Source organism: Kribbella amoyensis (genome assembly GCF_007828865.1).
Lineage (GTDB): Bacteria > Actinomycetota > Actinomycetes > Propionibacteriales > Kribbellaceae > Kribbella > Kribbella amoyensis.
This window is the reverse complement of sequence record NZ_VIVK01000002.1, coordinates 753232-770083: the sequence shown is the minus strand read 5'-3', so window position 1 is coordinate 770083 and position 16852 is coordinate 753232. Positions and strand designations below refer to the sequence as shown.

The 16852-nt window shown below is 70.9% G+C and carries 14 protein-coding genes; 5 read left to right on the top strand and 9 right to left on the bottom strand.

The window, feature by feature from the left end; all coding sequences use genetic code 11:
- Positions 1 to 45 precede the first annotated feature (45 nt).
- The gene (locus FB561_RS33740; RefSeq protein WP_145814077.1) at positions 46 to 693 is read left to right on the top strand and encodes an ACT domain-containing protein; all 648 of its coding nucleotides are present in this window, start codon (positions 46 to 48) and stop codon (positions 691 to 693) included.
- 58 nt (positions 694 to 751) lie between these two features.
- Here the strand turns inward: FB561_RS33740 and FB561_RS33735 are convergent, their stop codons facing one another.
- The 7 genes from FB561_RS33735 to FB561_RS33705 form a co-directional block, all read right to left on the bottom strand.
- The gene (locus tag FB561_RS33735) at positions 752 to 973 is read right to left on the bottom strand and encodes a hypothetical protein (RefSeq protein ID WP_145814076.1); all 222 of its coding nucleotides are present in this window, start codon (positions 971 to 973) and stop codon (positions 752 to 754) included.
- A 78-nt stretch (positions 974 to 1051) separates the two neighbouring features.
- Entirely contained in the window at positions 1052 to 2497 is a 1446-nt protein-coding gene (locus FB561_RS33730; RefSeq protein ID WP_145814075.1) for a hypothetical protein, read from the bottom strand.
- Positions 2498 to 2602: 105 nt separating this feature from the next.
- Positions 2603 to 4732 (bottom strand): NAD-dependent DNA ligase LigA, encoded by a 2130-nt coding sequence (gene ligA / locus FB561_RS33725; RefSeq protein WP_145814074.1) that lies wholly within the window; start codon positions 4730 to 4732, stop codon positions 2603 to 2605.
- Between the two features lie 58 nt (positions 4733 to 4790).
- A complete protein-coding gene (locus FB561_RS33720) occupies positions 4791 to 5777 on the bottom strand; it encodes a uroporphyrinogen decarboxylase/cobalamine-independent methonine synthase family protein (RefSeq protein WP_145814073.1) in 987 nt (328 codons plus the stop codon).
- Positions 5778 to 5813: 36 nt separating this feature from the next.
- Positions 5814 to 6902, bottom strand: a complete 1089-nt coding sequence (gene mnmA / locus FB561_RS33715) for a tRNA 2-thiouridine(34) synthase MnmA (protein WP_145814072.1) — start codon at positions 6900 to 6902, stop codon at positions 5814 to 5816.
- Complete coding sequence (locus FB561_RS33710; protein WP_145814071.1) at positions 6902 to 8104, bottom strand: cysteine desulfurase family protein; 1203 nt, start codon at positions 8102 to 8104, stop codon at positions 6902 to 6904. Before FB561_RS33710 ends, mnmA begins: the two co-directional genes overlap by 1 nt.
- Positions 8105 to 8164: 60 nt before the next feature.
- The gene (locus FB561_RS33705; RefSeq protein WP_145814070.1) at positions 8165 to 10885 is read right to left on the bottom strand and encodes an ATP-binding protein; all 2721 of its coding nucleotides are present in this window, start codon (positions 10883 to 10885) and stop codon (positions 8165 to 8167) included.
- Positions 10886 to 10999: 114 nt separating this feature from the next.
- Here FB561_RS33705 and FB561_RS33700 point away from each other — a divergent pair, with 114 nt between their 5' ends.
- A complete protein-coding gene (locus FB561_RS33700) occupies positions 11000 to 11587 on the top strand; it encodes a dihydrofolate reductase family protein (RefSeq protein WP_145814069.1) in 588 nt (195 codons plus the stop codon).
- A 10-nt stretch (positions 11588 to 11597) separates the two neighbouring features.
- Positions 11598 to 12083 carry a pyridoxamine 5'-phosphate oxidase family protein gene (locus tag FB561_RS33695; protein WP_145814068.1) on the top strand — a complete coding sequence of 162 codons (486 nt, stop codon included), beginning with the start codon at positions 11598 to 11600 and terminating at the stop codon, positions 12081 to 12083.
- 680 nt (positions 12084 to 12763) lie between these two features.
- Here the strand turns inward: FB561_RS33695 and FB561_RS33690 are convergent.
- Positions 12764 to 13711 carry an electron transfer flavoprotein subunit alpha/FixB family protein gene (locus FB561_RS33690; protein ID WP_145814067.1) on the bottom strand — a complete coding sequence of 316 codons (948 nt, stop codon included), beginning with the start codon at positions 13709 to 13711 and terminating at the stop codon, positions 12764 to 12766.
- A 14-nt stretch (positions 13712 to 13725) separates the two neighbouring features.
- Entirely contained in the window at positions 13726 to 14508 is a 783-nt protein-coding gene (locus tag FB561_RS33685; protein ID WP_145814066.1) for an electron transfer flavoprotein subunit beta/FixA family protein, read from the bottom strand.
- 142 nt (positions 14509 to 14650) lie between these two features.
- Here FB561_RS33685 and FB561_RS33680 point away from each other — a divergent pair, with 142 nt between their 5' ends.
- Both FB561_RS33680 and FB561_RS33675 read left to right on the top strand, forming a co-directional pair.
- Positions 14651 to 15373 (top strand): class I SAM-dependent methyltransferase, encoded by a 723-nt coding sequence (locus tag FB561_RS33680; RefSeq protein WP_145814065.1) that lies wholly within the window; start codon positions 14651 to 14653, stop codon positions 15371 to 15373.
- Positions 15374 to 15532: 159 nt separating this feature from the next.
- Positions 15533 to 16798, top strand: a complete 1266-nt coding sequence (locus tag FB561_RS33675) for a delta-60 repeat domain-containing protein (protein ID WP_145814064.1) — start codon at positions 15533 to 15535, stop codon at positions 16796 to 16798.
- Positions 16799 to 16852: the final 54 nt, after the last annotated feature.

The window sequence follows — 16852 nt, the reverse complement described above, 5'->3', positions numbered from 1 at the left end:
ACAGGGTGTGATGTGCGTGGTACAGGGCTGGGAGATGATCGTTCGGTGTTCCTGCTGCGATTGATTCTCCCGGACCGTCCCGGGTCGCTCGGCACGGTGGCCACCGCCCTCGGTGCGGTGAACGCCGACATCCACGCGATCGAGATCGTCGAGCACCGGCGTGAGAACGGCACCGCCGTCGACGACGTCGTGGTCGACCTGCCACCCGGCGTCTTGCCCGACCGGCTCGTCTCGGCCTGCAACAGTGTCGAGGATGTCGAGGTGATCTGGTTCTCCCGGTACGGCGCCGGCGGTGGCCTGCACATGGACCTCGAGGCCGTGGAGCAGATGACATCCGCGCCGCGTGAGGCGATCGACATCCTGGTCGAGCAGGCGCCCGCCGTCCTGCACGCCGACTGGGCCGCGCTGCTGGACGGTACCGGCGGCGAGGTGAAGGTGGCGCTGGAGACCAGCGCGACACCGGAGTTCGACGGCCTCGCCGATCCGTGGCTGCCGTTGGCGAAGGCGACCACCCTCGCCCCGCCCGCCAACCACAAGGGCCTGTCCGAGTCGGTCCTGGTCGCGTCGCCGCTGGAGTCCGACCAGCGCGTCCTGGTGATCGGCCGTCGTGGCGGGCCCGAGTTCCTCGGCTCCGAGGTGGCCCGGCTGAGCTACCTGGCCAGCCTCGCGGTCACCATCCACACCACCGCCTGAACCCCCGACGAAAAGAAGGCCTCCTGTCGGCGACAGGAGGCCTTTTCCGTGGCTGTGATCAGGTGAACTTGAAGTAGGCGAGGGTCCAGAGCCCGGCGATGACCAGCAGCACGAACGTGCCGACCAGCGCCACGATCAGGATCGCCTGGCTGTTACCGCCCCGCTCGGGCAGATCGAACTGGGTCGGTCCCCAGGGTCCGCCACCGTCGACCCGGTGCAGCGCCTCGGGCGGCGGCTTCGCCACCTCGCGGGACTCCCGCTTCTCCCGCTCGAACTTCATCCTGCCTCCCGGTCAGCGGAACGCCCGCCGGCCGGGTCCCGGTGGTGGTACCGCTGCACCACCACCGGGCCGGGCCGATCAGACGTAGAACGACTCGTAGCCGATCTCGGCTTCCATCGACAGGTAATCGCTCGAACTGTTCCGAGCGGTCACCTCGACGCGCCAGCCGGCCACGTACCCAGCGTACGACTTGCCGTCCTTGCGGGCGTCGAACCAGGCCTTCAGCGCCGCCTGGTCCGGGCTCTTCACCGCGCCGAACGCGTCGCCCAGCACCGCCGGGTACGCCGGCTTCGCCTCGCTCGCGTTCCCGGAGACCCGGGCGCTGAGGATCCGGATGCCACCGCTGGAACCGATCCCGGAGATCGACTGCGAGCCGTACTCACCGATCTTCTTGCGGCACAGCACCTGGCAGTCGTACTTCTTCGCCCGGAGCGCGGCCTGCAACTGCGCCGCGGTGGTCTGGAACTCCTTGCGCGGCAGCTCGAACGAATCGGAGCCGGACTTGCCGCCGGCCAGCTGCAGCCGCTCGCCGTCGTTGCGCAGCTCGAACTCGCCCCAGGTGCTGCCGATCTTCTGTTCCTTCTGGCCGCTCTTGACCGCCTGCTGCACCTTGGCGACCTCGGACCCGCCGAAGGCGTCGTTGCCGACCGCCTGCAGCGCGGCGTCGAAGGTGACCGCGGCGTTGTTGACGTTCTCGGAGTCGTCGGACTTCAGGATCACGCCGATGATGGTGCCGTCGGACTGGAACTGGAAGACCGCCTCGGCCTGGGTCGGGCCGTCGTACTTGAAGCACCCGCGGTGCGCACCCTGCGCGCCGTTGAACAGGTCGCTGCACTGGTACCCGCTGCCCTGCAGCTTCTCGGTCGCGGTCTTCGCCTGACCGGTCGCGTTGCCGAGCTCACCGGGCGGCGCGCTGGTCGGGTCCTCCCCCGGGGACTCCGGCGCGTCCGTCGGCTGCGTGTTCGTGGTCTCCGGACCGGCCTCCGGCTCGTCGTCACCGCCGAGTGCGCGGATGCCGAGGAAGACGAGCAGACCGATCAGCACCACACCGATGACACCGCCACCGATGAACAGCGGCATCTTGTCCTTGCCGAAGCCGCCACCGCCGCCGGGACCGTTCGGCCCGTTGGTCTTCCACGGCTGCTGCTGTTGCTGGTGCTGCCAGCCCTGCTGCTGACGGTCCTGCTGGCCCCACGACTGCTGCTGGTAGCCACCCTGCTGAGGGCTCTGCTGGCCGGGGCGCTGGCCCCAGCCGCCACCCTGCTGACCGCCTTGCTGGCCACCCTGTCCGGGTTGGCCCTGCTGTGGCTGTTGCGGCTGCCCCTGCTGCGGCTGCTGGTGACCGGGCTGCTGACCCCAACCGCCGCCTTGCTGCGGCTGCTGCGGCTGCTGGCCCCATCCACCCTGGCCGGGCTGCTGTGGCTGTTGTCCCCAGCCGCCGCCCTGACCCTGTCCCCCTTGCTGCCCGCCCGGCTGGCCCCCCGGCTGCCCAGGACCCCACGGTCCCTGTGGCGGCGTCGTCATAGTCTCTCCTTCGGAAACCCACGTGTAGACGTTGCAAACTAACAGTCCGACGGGCCAGCACTCCCGCCGGATCCCTTCAGAAGCAAACTGTTGACCGAACCGGTATCAGCCGTCGCCCGGCTCGGGCCGGACCGCCACTTCCGCGGCGGCGTCGGAGCCCCGCTCCAGCAGCACCCGGAAGCCGGCCGCGTCCAGGATCGGCACGCCGAGCTGGACCGCCTTGTCGTACTTGGATCCGGGCGAGTCGCCGACGACCACGAACGAGGTCTTCTTCGACACCGAGCTCGCCGCCTTGCCGCCCCGGGACACGATCGCCTCGGTCGCCTCGTCCCGGCTGAATCCCTCGACCGTGCCGGTGACCACGACCGACAACCCGGTCAGCGTCTGCTCGACAGTGGGGCCGGTCCGCTCCTGGCGCAGCTGGACGCCGGCCGCCTTCCACTTCCGCACGATCTCGGCGTGCCAGTCCACTCCGAACCACTCGATCACGGCGTGCGCGATGGTCGGCCCGACGCCCTCGATCCGGGCCAGCTCCTCCTCGCTCGCGGCCTCGATCGCGTCGATGTCGTCGTACGCCGCGGCGAGGGCGGCGGCCGCGGTCGGTCCGACATGGCGGATCGACAGCGCGACCAGGCCGCGGGACAGCTGCTGGGTCTTGGCCTGGTCGAGGTTGGCGAGCAGGCGCTTCGCGTTCGCGGACAGGGCGCCGGCCTTGGTGGTGAAGAAGGCGCTGCGGTTCAGGTCCTCCTCGGTGATGCCGAACAGGTCGCCCTCGTCGGTGATCAGGTCGTCGCCGATCAGCGCGTCGGCGGCCTTGAACCCGAGCACCTCGATGTCGAACGCGGACCGGCCCGCCAGGTGGAACAACCGCTCCCGCAGTTGCGCGGGGCAGGACTGCGCGTTGGGGCAGCGGATGTCCACGTCCGCTTCCTTCATCGGCCGCAGCGTGGTCTCGCAGGACGGGCACTCGGTCGGCATCACGAACTGCCGCGCGTCGTCCGGCCGCAGCTCGACCACCGGGCCGAGGATCTCCGGGATCACGTCACCGGCCTTGCGCAGCACCACGGTGTCGCCGATCCAGACGCCCTTGCGCTCGACCTCCTGCGCGTTGTGCAGGGTCGCGAACTCCACCGTGGACCCAGCCACCCGGACCGGTTCCATCCGCCCGTACGGGGTGACCCGGCCGGTACGGCCGACGTTCACCTCGATGTCGAGCAGCTTGGTGGTGACCTCCTCCGGCGGGTACTTGTACGCGATCGCCCAGCGCGGCGCGCTCGACGTGGACCCGAGCGCGCGCTGCAGGTCCACCTCGTCGACCTTGACCACGACGCCGTCGATCTCGTGGTCGACGGAGTGCCGGTTCTCCCCGTAGTACGCGATGAACTCGTTGACCTGGTCGAGCGTCTCGACCTTGCGGGCCCGGTCGCTGACCGGCAGCCCCCACGCCTTCAGCTGGTCGTACGCCGAGGAGAGCCGGCCCACGCGGTACCCCTCGACCTTGCCGAGGCCGTGGACGACGAAGCGCAGCGGGCGTTGGGCCGAGACGCGCGGGTCCTTCTGCCGGAGCGATCCGGCGGCGCTGTTGCGCGGGTTGGAGAACGGGTCCTTGCCGGCCTCGACGAGCTGGGCGTTCAGCTGCTCGAAGTCCTCGACCCGGAAGTACACCTCGCCGCGGACCTCGAGGAACGCGGGCAGGTCGTCGCCGTGCAGCTCGTTCGGGATGATCGCGATGGTGCGGACGTTCGGCGTGACGTCCTCGCCGGTCCGGCCGTCGCCGCGGGTGGCGCCGCTGACCAGGACGCCGTCGCGGTAGATCAGGTCGAGCGCGAGACCGTCCACCTTGAGCTCGCAGAGGAACCCGGAGTCGTGGATCTGCCGGCCGGTGACCTCGCGCTCCAGCCGCTTCGCCCAGGCGTCCATCTGCTCGGCGGAGAACGCGTTCGCCAGGCTCTCCATCCGGGTCGGGTGCTCCACCGGGGCGAACAACGTGGAGATCGGCACCCCGACCTTCTGCGTCGGGGAGTCCGGCGTCCGGAGCTCCTGGTACTCCTCCTCGATGCCCTGCAGCTCGTGCATCAACGCGTCGAAGTCGGCATCGGAGATCGTCGAGGTGGCCAGGTAGTAGCGGAACCGGTGCTCCTCGATCTCCCGGCTCAACGCGGCGTGGCGCTGCCGCACGTCGGGCGGAGCGGCCGGCTGGTCGGCGGCGGAAGTCTCGGGGATCTCCGTGCTCATGGGGAGAACTTACCGCCGACCACCGACGAAACCGGTGATCCTGGTCCGGCCGGAACTCCTACTCCTCGGCGGCTTCGGCGACCACGTCGGCCGTCTTGCGCAGCAGGTCGAGGCGGGTCCTCGCGTCGGCCGGTGACGGAGCGCCAGCAAGTCCGCACGCGGGGGTGATCACGACCCGCTTGAGCAGCTCGGGATCGAGGCCGAGCTGCCGCCACTTGCGGATCAGCGGGTCCGCGGCCTGTTCCTGGTTCGGGATCGTGCCCGTGGTCGGGACCACCCCGGCGTACAGGGTCTTGCCGGCCTCGACCGCGATCGCGATCTGCTCCCAGGCGGGCTCGGTCAGCAGGGCGAGGTCGACGGCGATGCCCTCGGCCTCCGCCTTGGTGAACACCTCGATCGGCGGACGCGCGGCGCAACAGTGGACCACGGTGTGCGCCGGTGCGGCCGCCTCGATCACCCGGGTCAGCAGGTCGACCGCACCAGGGCCGTCCACCGAGCGGTGCTTGCTCCACCCACTCGCCGTCGGCACCGCGCCCGCCAGTACCGCGGGGAGCCCGGGCTCATCCAGTTGGACGATCAGGTCCGCACCGGGGACACGGCGACGTACCTCGGCCGCGTGCTCGTTCACCCCGTACGCGAGCGCCTCGGCCAGGTCCCGCCGAGCGCCGTGGTCCGCGAGCACCTTGTCACCGCGCGGAAGCTCGACGGTCGTCGCCAGGGTCCACGGCCCGGTCAGCTGGATCTTGAAGGGGCCCGTGTACCCGTCGGCCAGCTCCTCCAGGACGTCGAGGTCCTCCTGCACCAGGGACCGCGCCCGCCGTTGGTCCAGGCTCGCCCGCGGATCCGTCCCACCCGTCAACCGCCATCCGGCCGGCTGCAGGTCCACGGCGAGCTCCGTCAGTACCGCCACCGTCCGGCTCACCATGTCGCCGTACGGCCGGGCCGGAAGCTCCGGGAGGAACGGTGTGTCGACCGCCTCGAGCACCACCTTGATCCACTCGCGGATGTCCTCACCCGGGAGCGAACCGAGTCCGGTGGTGGTCATGGGCGGCCCCTTCGCGGAGTGCGGGTCACGGCTGGGTCAGACCTTGGCGGCGGCGCGCTGGATCGTGTCGATGGTGGCGGACCCGATCACGCGGGTGCCGTCGTACAACACGACCGCCTGGCCGGGCGCGACCGCGGACGCGGGCTCGTCGAAGTCGACCAGGACGCGGTCGTCCGCCAGCCGCGCGGTGACCGCGACCTCCTCGCCGTGGGCGCGCAGCTGGGCCTTCACGTGCAGCGTCCCGGCCGGGGTCGGACCGCACCAGCGCGGCTTGGACGCGGTCAGGCTCTCGACCGCGAGCTCCTCGCGCGAGCCGACCGTGACGGTGCGCTCGACCGGGCTGATGTCGAGCACGAACCGCGGCTTGCCGTCCGCGGCCGGGGTGCCGATCCGCAGTCCCTTGCGCTGGCCGACGGTGAAGCCGTGCGTGCCCTGGTGCTCGCCGAGCTTGTTGCCGTCGGAGTCGACGATGTCGCCGGGCGCCTCGCCGAGGTGCTTGCTGAGGAATCCCGGAGTGTTGCCGTCGGCAATGAAGCAGATGTCGTGACTGTCCGGCTTGGCCGCCACCGACAAGCCGCGGCGCTCGGCCTCGGCCCGGACCTCGGACTTGGGGGTGTCGCCGAGCGGGAAGAACGCGTGCCGCAACTGCTCCTGGGTGAGCACGCCGAGCACGTACGACTGGTCCTTGCCGTGGTCGACCGCGCGGTGTAGCTCACGGCCCTCGGGCGTCTCCACGATCTGCGCGTAGTGGCCGGTCGCGACGGCGTCGAAGTCCAGCGCGAGGGCCCGCTCGAGGACCGCGCTGAACTTGACCTTCTCGTTGCACCGCAGGCACGGGTTCGGCGTCCGGCCGGCCGCGTACTCAGCGACGAAGTCCTCGACCACGTCCGCGTGGAACCGCTCGGCCAGGTCCCAGACGTAGAACGGGATGCCGATCACGTCCGCGGCCCGCCGGGCGTCCCGGGAGTCCTCGATCGTGCAGCAACCACGGGCGCCGCTGCGGTACGACTGTGGGTTGCGGCTCAACGCCAGGTGCACACCGACCACGTCGTGCCCTGCCTCGGCCATCCGCGCCGCCGCGACGGCGGAGTCGACCCCGCCCGACATGGCTGCGAGTACCCGCATCAGCTGTTCCTTCCCACGTTCTGCAGTCCCGCGGACATCGCCCGCTCGACCACCGGTCCGATCGTCGTCAGGACCGCGTCGATGTCCGCCTGGGTACTGGTGTGTCCCAGGGTGAAGCGGAGCGACCCGCGCGCCCGCTGGTCGTCGTACCCCATCGCCAGCAGCACGTGACTCGGCTCCGCGACCCCCGCGTTGCACGCGGAGCCGGTGGACACCTCGATGCCCCGGGCGTCCAGCAGGAGCAGCAGCGAGTCACCCTCGCAGTCCTTGAACGACAAGTGTGCGTTACCGGGCAAGCGGTGCACCGGATCGCCCGACAACTTCGCGCCCGGCACCGTACCGGTGACCCCGGCAACGAGCGCGTCCCGCAGTACCGACAACCGCGTCGCCTCGTCGGCCTGGTGCTTCACCGCGTACTCGGCCGCCACCGCGAACCCGGCCGTAGCGGGCGCGTCCAGCGTGCCGGACCGTACGTCGCGCTCCTGGCCGCCGCCGTGCACGATCGGGACCAGCTGGGTCTCCTTGTGGACCACCAGCGCGCCGATTCCGTACGGACCACCCAGCTTGTGCGCGGACACCGTCATCGCGTCGACGCCCAGCGCCGCGAAGTCCACCGGGATCTGCCCGACCGCCTGGACCGCGTCGGTGTGCACGGGGATGCCGTACTCCGCGGCGAGCTCGGCGACCTCGCGGACCGGCTGCAGCGTGCCGACCTCGTTGTTCGCCATCATCAGCGTGACGAACGACACGGACGCCGGGTCCGTCGCGATCGCGGCGCGGACCTCGTCCGGCCGGACCCGGCCGAGCTCGTCGACTCCGAGCCACTCGATCTCGGCGCCCTCGTGCTGCCCGAGCCAGATCGCCGGATCGAGGACCGCGTGGTGCTCGACGCCGCTGAGCAGGATCCGGCGGCGCTTCGGGTCCTCCTTGAGCCGGGCCCACCACAGGCCCTTGAGCGCCAGGTTGTCCGCCTCGGTGCCGCCGGAGGTGAACACCACCTCGCTGGGCTGCGCGTTGAGCGCGGCGGCGATCGTCTCCCGCGACTCCTCCACGGTCCGCCGCGCGGCCCGGCCGGACCCGTGCAGGGACGACGCGTTACCGGTGCGCGCGAGGTGGTGGGTCATCACCTCGATCGCCGCCGGCAGCATCGGAGTCGTCGCCGCGTGATCGAGGTACACCGTGCGGCGGTCGGAAGCAGTCATGTCGGTTTCAAGGGTATGTCCGGGACCGTTGTTCCCGCGCGCCGGGCCGTTCCTGAACCGTTACCAGCCCACCGGCCGTACCCCACCCAGGTCCTCGGCGGCCCGGTCGTCGCCGAGGAGCAGCAGCGTGCAGGCGTACTCGAAACGCGCGCCGATCCCCTCGAATCGGCTCGCTGCCTCGGTCAACAGCGCCTCGTCCCCGGTCAGCCGCCCACGGGCGCGCAGCAGGGTCGCGGCGGCCCAGTCGTTCTCCCCGGCCGTGGTCACCAACTCCAGGTACTGCGCCGGATCCGGCAGGCCGGCCGCGATCGCCAACTCGGCGCCGGCCGCTTGCGCGTACGGGACCCACCACGGTTCGAAGAAGTCCTCGAACGTCCGCGCGACGACCTTCTCCGCATCGTCCGTCCCGAGGTGAAGGGCCAGCCGGGCATCGACGAACGCGGCGGGGGCCGCCAGAGCGGGCGCCTCGGCCGCGTCGCCGACCCGGGCGAGCTCCAGCGCTCGTTGCCGCCAGACCGGCGCCTGCCCGTCGCCGAGCAGGCCGTGCGCGAGTGTGGCCGACGCGGCGGCCGAGGCCATCCACTGCGCGGGCGGGCACCCGGCCGCGCGCCAACCGGTCCACATGATGTCGGCCTCACGAACCGCCTCGTCGAGAAACCCGCTCAGCGCGAACGCCCGGATCCGCCGCGGAGCCGTGATGTACGGATGCCCGCGGACCGGATCGTCGATCCCCCTTGCCAGCCGTACCGCCTCGGTCAGCGCGCCCACGGACACGGCCGTGGTCGACGCGACGTGGAACGCGTCCACGATCTCGGCCACCGCCCGCGGATCGTGCCGCGGCAACTCGGCGGCCAGGGCCAGCCGCTCCTCGGCCGCGCGCCGCGCCTCCCGCAACCGACCGGCCGACGCCGCGGCGACGCAGTACGCGTCGAGCGAACTCATCACCACCAGCGCATCCCCCGTACTCCGTGCCGCGGCAACCGCTGCCTCCGCCGGCGCGAGCTCGGGCCGATCCACCCAGGCGCGCGCGATCGCCGTCAACGCACTCCCGGTGTCGCCCTGCTTGGTCGCGAGAAGTGCAGCACCTCGGTCTGGGAGTTGGTGCTCCTCGACGTCGTACCGGTTGACCGCCGTGACAGCCAGGGCGAGGGCATCGCTGCTGAGGCGCTCGTCGTCGAGCTCCGCGGCCCGCCGCAACAACTGGTACGCCAGGCCGCCGTTCGCCACGACCAGCGCTGCCTCCGCCGCGTCCCGCAGGTCCTCGTACTCCTCGGCCGGTGACGCGGCCAGGTCGGCCGCGGTCAGGTAGTGCTCGCGCGCCTCGACGAACCGCTGCCGCGCGAACGTCAGATGCGCGAGCCCCCGCGCCAACCGATGCCCCTGCTCGTCCGCTTGCTCGGCCGGGTTGGTGAGTGCCGGCTTCGGGGGCGCCGGCTTCGGGAGCGCCGGCTTCGGGAGTGCCGCCTGGGTGAGGGCGGCGCGCAGGTCGCCGGTGACCTGGTCGAACTCGGCCTCCCACTCCCCCGTCGTCAGCCGCAGCTCCAGCCGCTCGACGGTGCCGAGCGCCCACGCGAGGTGCCGAGCCGTGGCCTCCGCCGCCTCGCCGCTGCCGGCCAGCTCCTCGGCGGCGAACGCCCGGACCGTCTCCAGCATCCGCCAGCGGCTGACCGCGCCCTGCTGACCACGGCGCAGCAAACTCTTGTCGGTCAAGCGGCCGAGCAGATCGCTGACCTCACCACGGGACCGGGACGGATTCACGGCGACCGCGGCATCCAGGTCGAACCCGCCGACGAACACCGCGAGCCGCCGGAACACCGCCCGCTCCGCCTCGTCCAGCAACGCGTAACTCCAGCCGATCACCTGGGCCAGCGACCGATGCCGCTCGTCCGGGCCGCGTCCTCCCGCGAGCAACCTGAGCCGGTCGTCCAACGCGGCCAGCAACCCGTCCGGCCCGAGCGACCCGGCCCGCGCCGCGGCGAGCTCGATGGCCAGCGGTACGCCGTCCAGCCCGGCGCACACGTCGGCGGCGAGCTGCGGGTCGATGGCGAACTCCGGTGGGACCCGATCCGCGAACAGTTGCTCCGCGTCCGACCCCAACGCCAGCGGCCCGAGTCCGACCGAGCGCTCCCCGACCACCCCGATCCGCTCGCGACTCGTGACGAGCAAGGTGGTCTCCGGCGCCTGGGCGAGAATCCGGGCGAGCAGGACGCCGACTTCCTCGACCAGGTGCTCGCAGTTGTCCACGACCAGCAGGGTCCGGCCGAGCCGAAGCCGGTCGAGCAGCGATTCCACCGGCTCCTGCGGCGGTTGCTCGGCGACCCCCAACGCGGCGGCGACCGCGGCCACCACGAACCCGGGCCGCACCGGAACCAGGTCGACCACGGCCCCGCCGTACGGGAAGCGCGGGCCGAGTTCGGCGGCGACCTGCAGAGCCAGGCGGGTCTTGCCGACGCCCCCTGGTCCGAGCAGGCTGACCAGACGGTTGCTGCCGAGCGCACCGATCACCTCGGCGCGTTCCCGCTCCCGGCCGACGAAACTGGTGCCCTGGTTCGGCAGGCCGGTGAAGGTGATCTCGGTTTGCTCGGAGCCGGCCACCTCGGCCAGCCGGGCGAGTTCGCGGCGGTCGGTCACGCCGTACTTGCGCAGCAGCGACGAGACGTGGCTCTCGACCGTCCGGACGCTGATCTGCAACCGCCGGGCGATCTGCGCGTTGGACCGGTCGCCCGCGAGCGCCGCGAGTACCTCGGCCTCGCGCGCCGACACCTCCCTCGGACCCGCCATGCGCCCATCATGCCCGCCGCCGGGCCGACTCCGTGGTGAATGGGAGGCGAGCACGGAGGACAGTCCGTACCGCGCGGCGCCAGCCTGGGCGGGACAGCAACCAAGGAGGACATCATGGGACGCGTGATACTCGACATCACCGTGTCGCTGGACGGTTTCGTCACCGCACCCGGCGCGGATCTGGCCCACGGCCTGGGCGTGGGCGGCGAGCCGATGCACGACTGGGTCGTCACCCCGACCGACGCCGACCGGGCCGCCCTGGAAGGAACCGCGGCCGCCGCGGGCGCCGTCCTGATGGGCCGCCGCACCTTCGACTTCATCGACGGCCCGCACGGCTGGGACGCGGAGACCGGCGAAGACGGCAGCCTGCCGCCGATCTTCGTGGTCACCTCGCACCGACCGGCCCGGACCCGCCTGGGCGACCGGTTCCGGTTCGTCACCGACGGACTCGAGGCGGCGCTGAAACTGGCCCAGGAAGCGGCCGGGACGAAAGACGTGGTGATCATGGGCGGCGGCCACCTCTGCCGCCAATACCTCTACGCCGGGCGCACCGACGAGGTCCGGATTCACCTGGCGCCGATCGTGCTCGGCGACGGCACCCCACTGTTCGAACGGACCACGATGCCGCCGATCAAGCTGATCCACCGCGCCACGGTGACGACACCGAACGCCACCCACCTGACGTACGACGTCGCGGCCTGAGGAGAACGCCATGACACAGGAGATCCTCGACCAGCGGGCGGCCGCGGTGATCGACGCCAACAAGTACATGACGCTCGGCACGATCTGCGCCGACGGCACCGCCTGGGTCACGCCCGTCTACTTCACCCCCGACGGCCACAGCTCGTACTACTGGGCGTCCTCGCCGGAGTCCGTGCACTCCCGCAACCTCGCCCGCGACCCGAGGGTGAGCATCGTCATCCACGACTCCAGCGTCGCCATCGGCAAGGCGTCCGCCGTCTACCTCACCGCCATCGCGGAACTGGTCCCCGCCGAAGAACTGGAGGACCGCGCCGCCTTCTACAGCTCGCGCTACCCCGAACTCCGCGGCTTCGAGGTCGACGAACTCCGCGAACCAGAAGGCCTCCGCCTCTACCGCGCCAACTCCCTCGACCACTGGATCCTGATCCGCGGCAGCGACCCCGACCACGGCACCGGCACCGGCACCGACTCCCGCCACCAAGTCTGGCCCACCTGAACCCGAACCCCAGCCCCAGCCCTCACCAGCCAAGCAGATCCCCCACCCCGCTCGCCCACCCCACCTCACCCGGACTTCGCTCACCGCACCACCTCACCCGGCCCCCTCCCCTCACTCACCGCCCCCCACTTTGTGCACGTGCCAACCACCACTCTGAGCACGCACCAGCCACGGACGCCGACCTTGTTCGCGAACCAGCCAACCCACCGCGCCCAGCACGACCGGCCGACGCACAAAGTCGCCACGGTGGCGGGGCGGCCAGAGGCGACGGGGTGGTTGAGGGGTTGCGCACCTGCCGACGTCCACGTTGTGCACGCACCAGCCACCGGCACCGACCTTGTGCGCGAACCAGCCAACCCACCGCGCCCAGCACGACCGGCCGACGCACAAAGTCGCCACGGTGGCGGGGCGGCCAGAGGCGACGGGGTGGTTGAGGGGTTGCGCACCTGCCGACGTCCACGTTGTGCACGCACCAGCCACCGGCACCGACCCTGTGCGCGAACCAGTCGGCTCGCCGCGGCCCCAACGACTGACCGGTGCACAAAGTCGCCAGGGTGGCGCGGGTGTGAGCGACACGTGGGTGGGGCGGACGTGGGTGTGAGGGACACGTGGGCGTGGGTGGACGTGGGTGGACCCGGCTCGTCGGGAAGGACGGGCCGGGTCCGGGGGTGGTGCTGGGGTCAGGACTTGCGCTTGGTGACTTCTTCGGTGGCGGCGGGGAGGACCTTGTGGAGGTCTCCTACGACGCCGAAGTCGACCAGTTCGAAGATCGGTGCTTCCTCGTCCTTGTTCACCGCGACGATGGTCTTCGAGGTCTGCATGCCGGCCCGGTGCTGGATCGCGCCCGAGATGCCGGCCGCGACGTACAGCTGCGGCGAGACCGTCTTGCCGGTCTGGCCGACCTGGTACGCGTGCGGGTACCAGCCCGAATCGACGGCGGCCCGGGACGCGCCGACGGCCGCGCCGAGGGAGTCGGCGAAGGCCTCGACCGGGCCGAAGTCGCCGCCGGTGCCGCGACCACCGGAGACGATGATCGCCGCCTCGGTGAGCTCGGGACGCCCGGTGGCCTCGCGCGGCTTGGAGTCGGTGATCTTCGCGGTCTTCGCGGCGTCGGAGACCGACACGTCGAACTCCTCCACCTCCGGCGAGGTCTCGGCCGCCTCCGGGGTGGCCGAGTTCGGCTTGACCGTGATGATCGGGGTGCCGTGGGTGACCTTGGCCTGGACCGTGTAGTTGCCCGCGAACACCGACTGGGTGGTGACCGGGCCCTCCTGCACGTCGACCGCGTCGGTGATCAGGCCGGAGTCCAGCTTGACCGCCAGCCGGGCCGCGATCTCCTTGCCTTCGGCACTGGACGAGATCAGGATCGCGGCCGGCTCCAGCTTGGCCGCGACCTGCTGGAGCGCCTCGGCCTTCGGCGCCACCAGGTACTGGGTCAGGTCGGGGTCGGTCAGCGCGATCACCTTGGTCGCGCCGTACTGGCCGAGCGCCGGCAGCGCGTCGGAGACCCCTTCGCCGATGAACACCGCGACCGGCTCACCCAGCCGGCGCGCGATGGTGAGAAGCTCCGCGGTGGTCTTGCGGACCGTGCCGCCGGTGTGGTCGACGAGAACGAGAACGTTCGACATGGTTCGGTGGCTCCTCAGAGGAACTTGTTGGTGGACAGGAACTCGACGAGTTGACCGGCACCCGAGCCGTCCTCGTCGGCGACGATCGTGCCCGCGGTCCGCGCCGGTCGCGCGGTCACCTCGACGACCTCGGTCCAGGCGGCGCCCGCGCCGACCTGGTCCGGCGCGATCTCCAGGTCGGCCAGCGACCAGGTCTGCACCGGCTTCTTCTTCGCGGCCATGATGCCCTTGAAGGACGGGTAGCGCGGCTCGTTGGCCTGGTCGCTGACGCTCAGTACCAGCGGCAGCGTGCCCTCGACCGTGTCGCTCGCGGTGTCGCCGTCCCGGCGGATCTTCACCGAGGTCCCGTCGACGGTCACCTCCGAGCCCAGCGTGACGGCCGGCAGCCCGAGCCGCTCGGACACCATCGCCGGGACGACGCCCATGCCGCCGTCGGTCGAGCTCATCCCGAACACGACCAGGTCGGCCTCGAGCTTGCCCAGCGCCTTGGCCAGGATCAGCGAGGTGGCGACCGCGTCGGATCCGTGGATGCCGTCGTCGAGCACGTGCACCCCCGCGTCGGCGCCCATCTGGAGGCCCTTCTTCACCGCATCGGCGGCCTGCTCCGGCCCGACGGTGAGCACCGTCACCTCGGCGTCGCCGGCCTCTTTCACGGTCAGCGCGGTCTCGACGGCGTACTCGTCCAGCTCGGACAGCAGCCCGTCGACACCGGCCCGGTCGACCGTGTTGTCCTCGGAGCGGAAGCGGCGGTCCGCGGTGGCATCCGGCACGAACTTCGCGCAGACGACGATCTTCATAGCGTGTGGGACCCCTTCTGGTTTGCGGTCTCTCCCAGCCTGCCACGGATGTTACTCGCGAGAAACATAAGACGCGTGCGAGTCCCATCACAGTCCGGATCCACGTTCCCGCGCGGACCGGACGCACCCCTAGTGTGGCGGGGTGACCGAGACGTTACCGCTCACCGGCGAGAGAACCGCGCCCGGGATCTGGCACGAGAACTACTGGTTCGCGCGCCACGACGCCGCCTACCGCTGGATCACCGCCACCCTGCCCGTGACCGGCCGCGTCCTCGACGCCGGCTGCGGCGAGGGCTACGGCGCGGAGCAGCTCCGCCTGGCCGGGGCGGACTCCGTGACCGGTCTCGACTACGAAGGTACGACTCTTCGCCACGTCCAAAGGGTTTATCCACAGGTCGAAGTGGTGCAGGGCAACCTCGTCCAGACCGGCTTCCGCGACAACACCTTCGATCTGGTCACGTCCCTGCAGACGATCGAGCACCTGTGGGAGCAGCCGCGGTTCGTCGCCGAGTGCGCCCGCATCCTCGCCCCCGGCGGCACCCTCGTCCTCAGCACGCCGAACCGGCTGACGTTCCCGAGCGGCAACTGGTACCACACCCGCGAACTCACCGCCGCGGAGTTCGTCGAGCTGGTCGAGCCCGAACTGGAGATCACCCACGTCCTCGGCCTGCAGCACGGCGATCGGCTGCGCACCTGGGAGGCGCAGCACGGATCCTGCGTGAACCAGCAGTTGGCAACCGATCACGACACGTGGGACGACGAGCTGGTCCGCCTGGTGACCGGGACGACCCATCAGGATTTCGATCTGCGGAGCGGCGACCTGGACGACTGCCTGGACCTGGTCGTCGTCGCACGGCGAGCGTAATCTTACGCTGCGTGTGCGTTACACAGTAGGGCATTACGTTCTGTTACCTATCCCGTAACCATCGGGCCAAACTGTCTTCCTCGGAAGCCACCGACTGTGCAACAGTCGGCCACCGGCAGCCGCTCGGCGCCCCTGTGATCACGGTTTGGAAGTTGCCGTATGAAGAAACATCTCCTGGGGCTCGGTGCGGTCGTCGCCGCCGCCTCCCTGACGCTGGTCACGGTGCTGACCGGCGGACCCGCGACCGGGTCGCCGATCGCGCACACCGCGGTCGTCTCCCCCAACCCGTCCGACCTGACTCCGCGGGTCCAGGACGGCGCGGTGTACAAGATGCTCCAACTCGGCGGGATCATGTTCGCCGGCGGCCAGTTCAGCCAGGTGAAGCCGTACACGAACGCGGGCACGATCAACCGCAACCGGCTGTTCGGCTTCAACCCGGTGACCGGCGGCCTGACCGCCTTCCAGGCCAGCTTCAACTCCGAGGTCTGGGCGCTCGCCACCGACGGCCGCTCGCTGTGGGTCGGCGGGTACTTCAACTCCGTCAACGGCGTACCGCGGACCGGCGTGGTCAAGCTCAATCCGTACACCGGCGCCGTCGATCCGGCGTTCAACGCCCGGCTCACCGGTTCGGTCACGGACATGGCGATCGTCAAGGGCCGGCTCATCCTCGGTGGCACGTTCAGCAAGAAGCTGATCGCGGTCAACCCGGCCACCGGCGGCGACACCGGATACATCAAGCTCGCGATCACCGGCGCGCCCGGCGGGACCAACGCGGGCCAGACCAAGGTGTTCCGGTTCGCGCCGAACCCGGCCGGCACCCGGCTCGCGATCGTCGGCACCTTCACCTCGGTCGGCGGCCAGGCCCGGCGGCAGGCCGCGATGATCAACCTCGGCGCCTCGTCGGCCACGGTCAGCGGCTGGTACTCGCCGCTGTTCGACAAAGCCTGCTACACCGCCACCCCGACGTACTCGCGGGACGTCGACTTCTCCCACGACGGCACGTACTTCGTCATCGTCACCACCGGCGGCGGCTTCCCGAACGACCGGACCCACCTGTGCGACTCGGCCACCCGCTGGAACACCAGCGACGCGCGCACGACGTACCCGGTCTGGGCCAACTACACCGGCGGGGACACGCTGCTGTCGGTCCAGGTCACCCGCGCGGCCGTGTACGTCCAGGGTCACCAACGCTGGATGAACAACCCGGGCGGCCGTGACTTCGCCGGACCCGGTGCGGTCTCACGGCCGGGGATCGCGGCGCTCAACCCGCACAGCGGCCTGGCGTACTCGTGGAACCCGACCAAGGACCGCGGCGTCGGCGGGTACGACCTGCTGCTCACCGCGCAAGGGCTCTGGGTCGCGTCCGACACCACCCACATCGGCGGCGAGGTGCACGAGCGCATCGCCTTCCTGCCCCTGCCCTAGCCACTGCGCTGGTCACCAGGGCCCGGCAAGACCCGGCGGGTGAGCGGCTGCTAC

Bases quoted from the DNA above. Each gene is read 5' to 3' on its own strand.
- FB561_RS33735 (WP_145814076.1), bottom strand. From the start codon at position 973: ATGAAGTTCGAGCGGGAGAAGCGGGAGTCCCGCGAGGTGGCGAAGCCG.
- FB561_RS33730 (WP_145814075.1), bottom strand. From the start codon at position 2,497: ATGACGACGCCGCCACAGGGACCGTGGGGTCCTGGGCAGCCGGGGGGC.
- ligA (WP_145814074.1), bottom strand. From the start codon at position 4,732: ATGAGCACGGAGATCCCCGAGACTTCCGCCGCCGACCAGCCGGCCGCT.
- FB561_RS33720 (WP_145814073.1), bottom strand. From the start codon at position 5,777: ATGACCACCACCGGACTCGGTTCGCTCCCGGGTGAGGACATCCGCGAG.
- mnmA (WP_145814072.1), bottom strand. From the start codon at position 6,902: ATGCGGGTACTCGCAGCCATGTCGGGCGGGGTCGACTCCGCCGTCGCG.
- FB561_RS33710 (WP_145814071.1), bottom strand. From the start codon at position 8,104: ATGACTGCTTCCGACCGCCGCACGGTGTACCTCGATCACGCGGCGACG.
- FB561_RS33705 (WP_145814070.1), bottom strand. From the start codon at position 10,885: ATGGCGGGTCCGAGGGAGGTGTCGGCGCGCGAGGCCGAGGTACTCGCG.
- FB561_RS33700 (WP_145814069.1), top strand. From the start codon at position 11,000: ATGGGACGCGTGATACTCGACATCACCGTGTCGCTGGACGGTTTCGTC.
- FB561_RS33695 (WP_145814068.1), top strand. From the start codon at position 11,598: ATGACACAGGAGATCCTCGACCAGCGGGCGGCCGCGGTGATCGACGCC.
- FB561_RS33690 (WP_145814067.1), bottom strand. From the start codon at position 13,711: ATGTCGAACGTTCTCGTTCTCGTCGACCACACCGGCGGCACGGTCCGC.
- FB561_RS33685 (WP_145814066.1), bottom strand. From the start codon at position 14,508: ATGAAGATCGTCGTCTGCGCGAAGTTCGTGCCGGATGCCACCGCGGAC.
- FB561_RS33675 (WP_145814064.1), top strand. From the start codon at position 15,533: ATGAAGAAACATCTCCTGGGGCTCGGTGCGGTCGTCGCCGCCGCCTCC.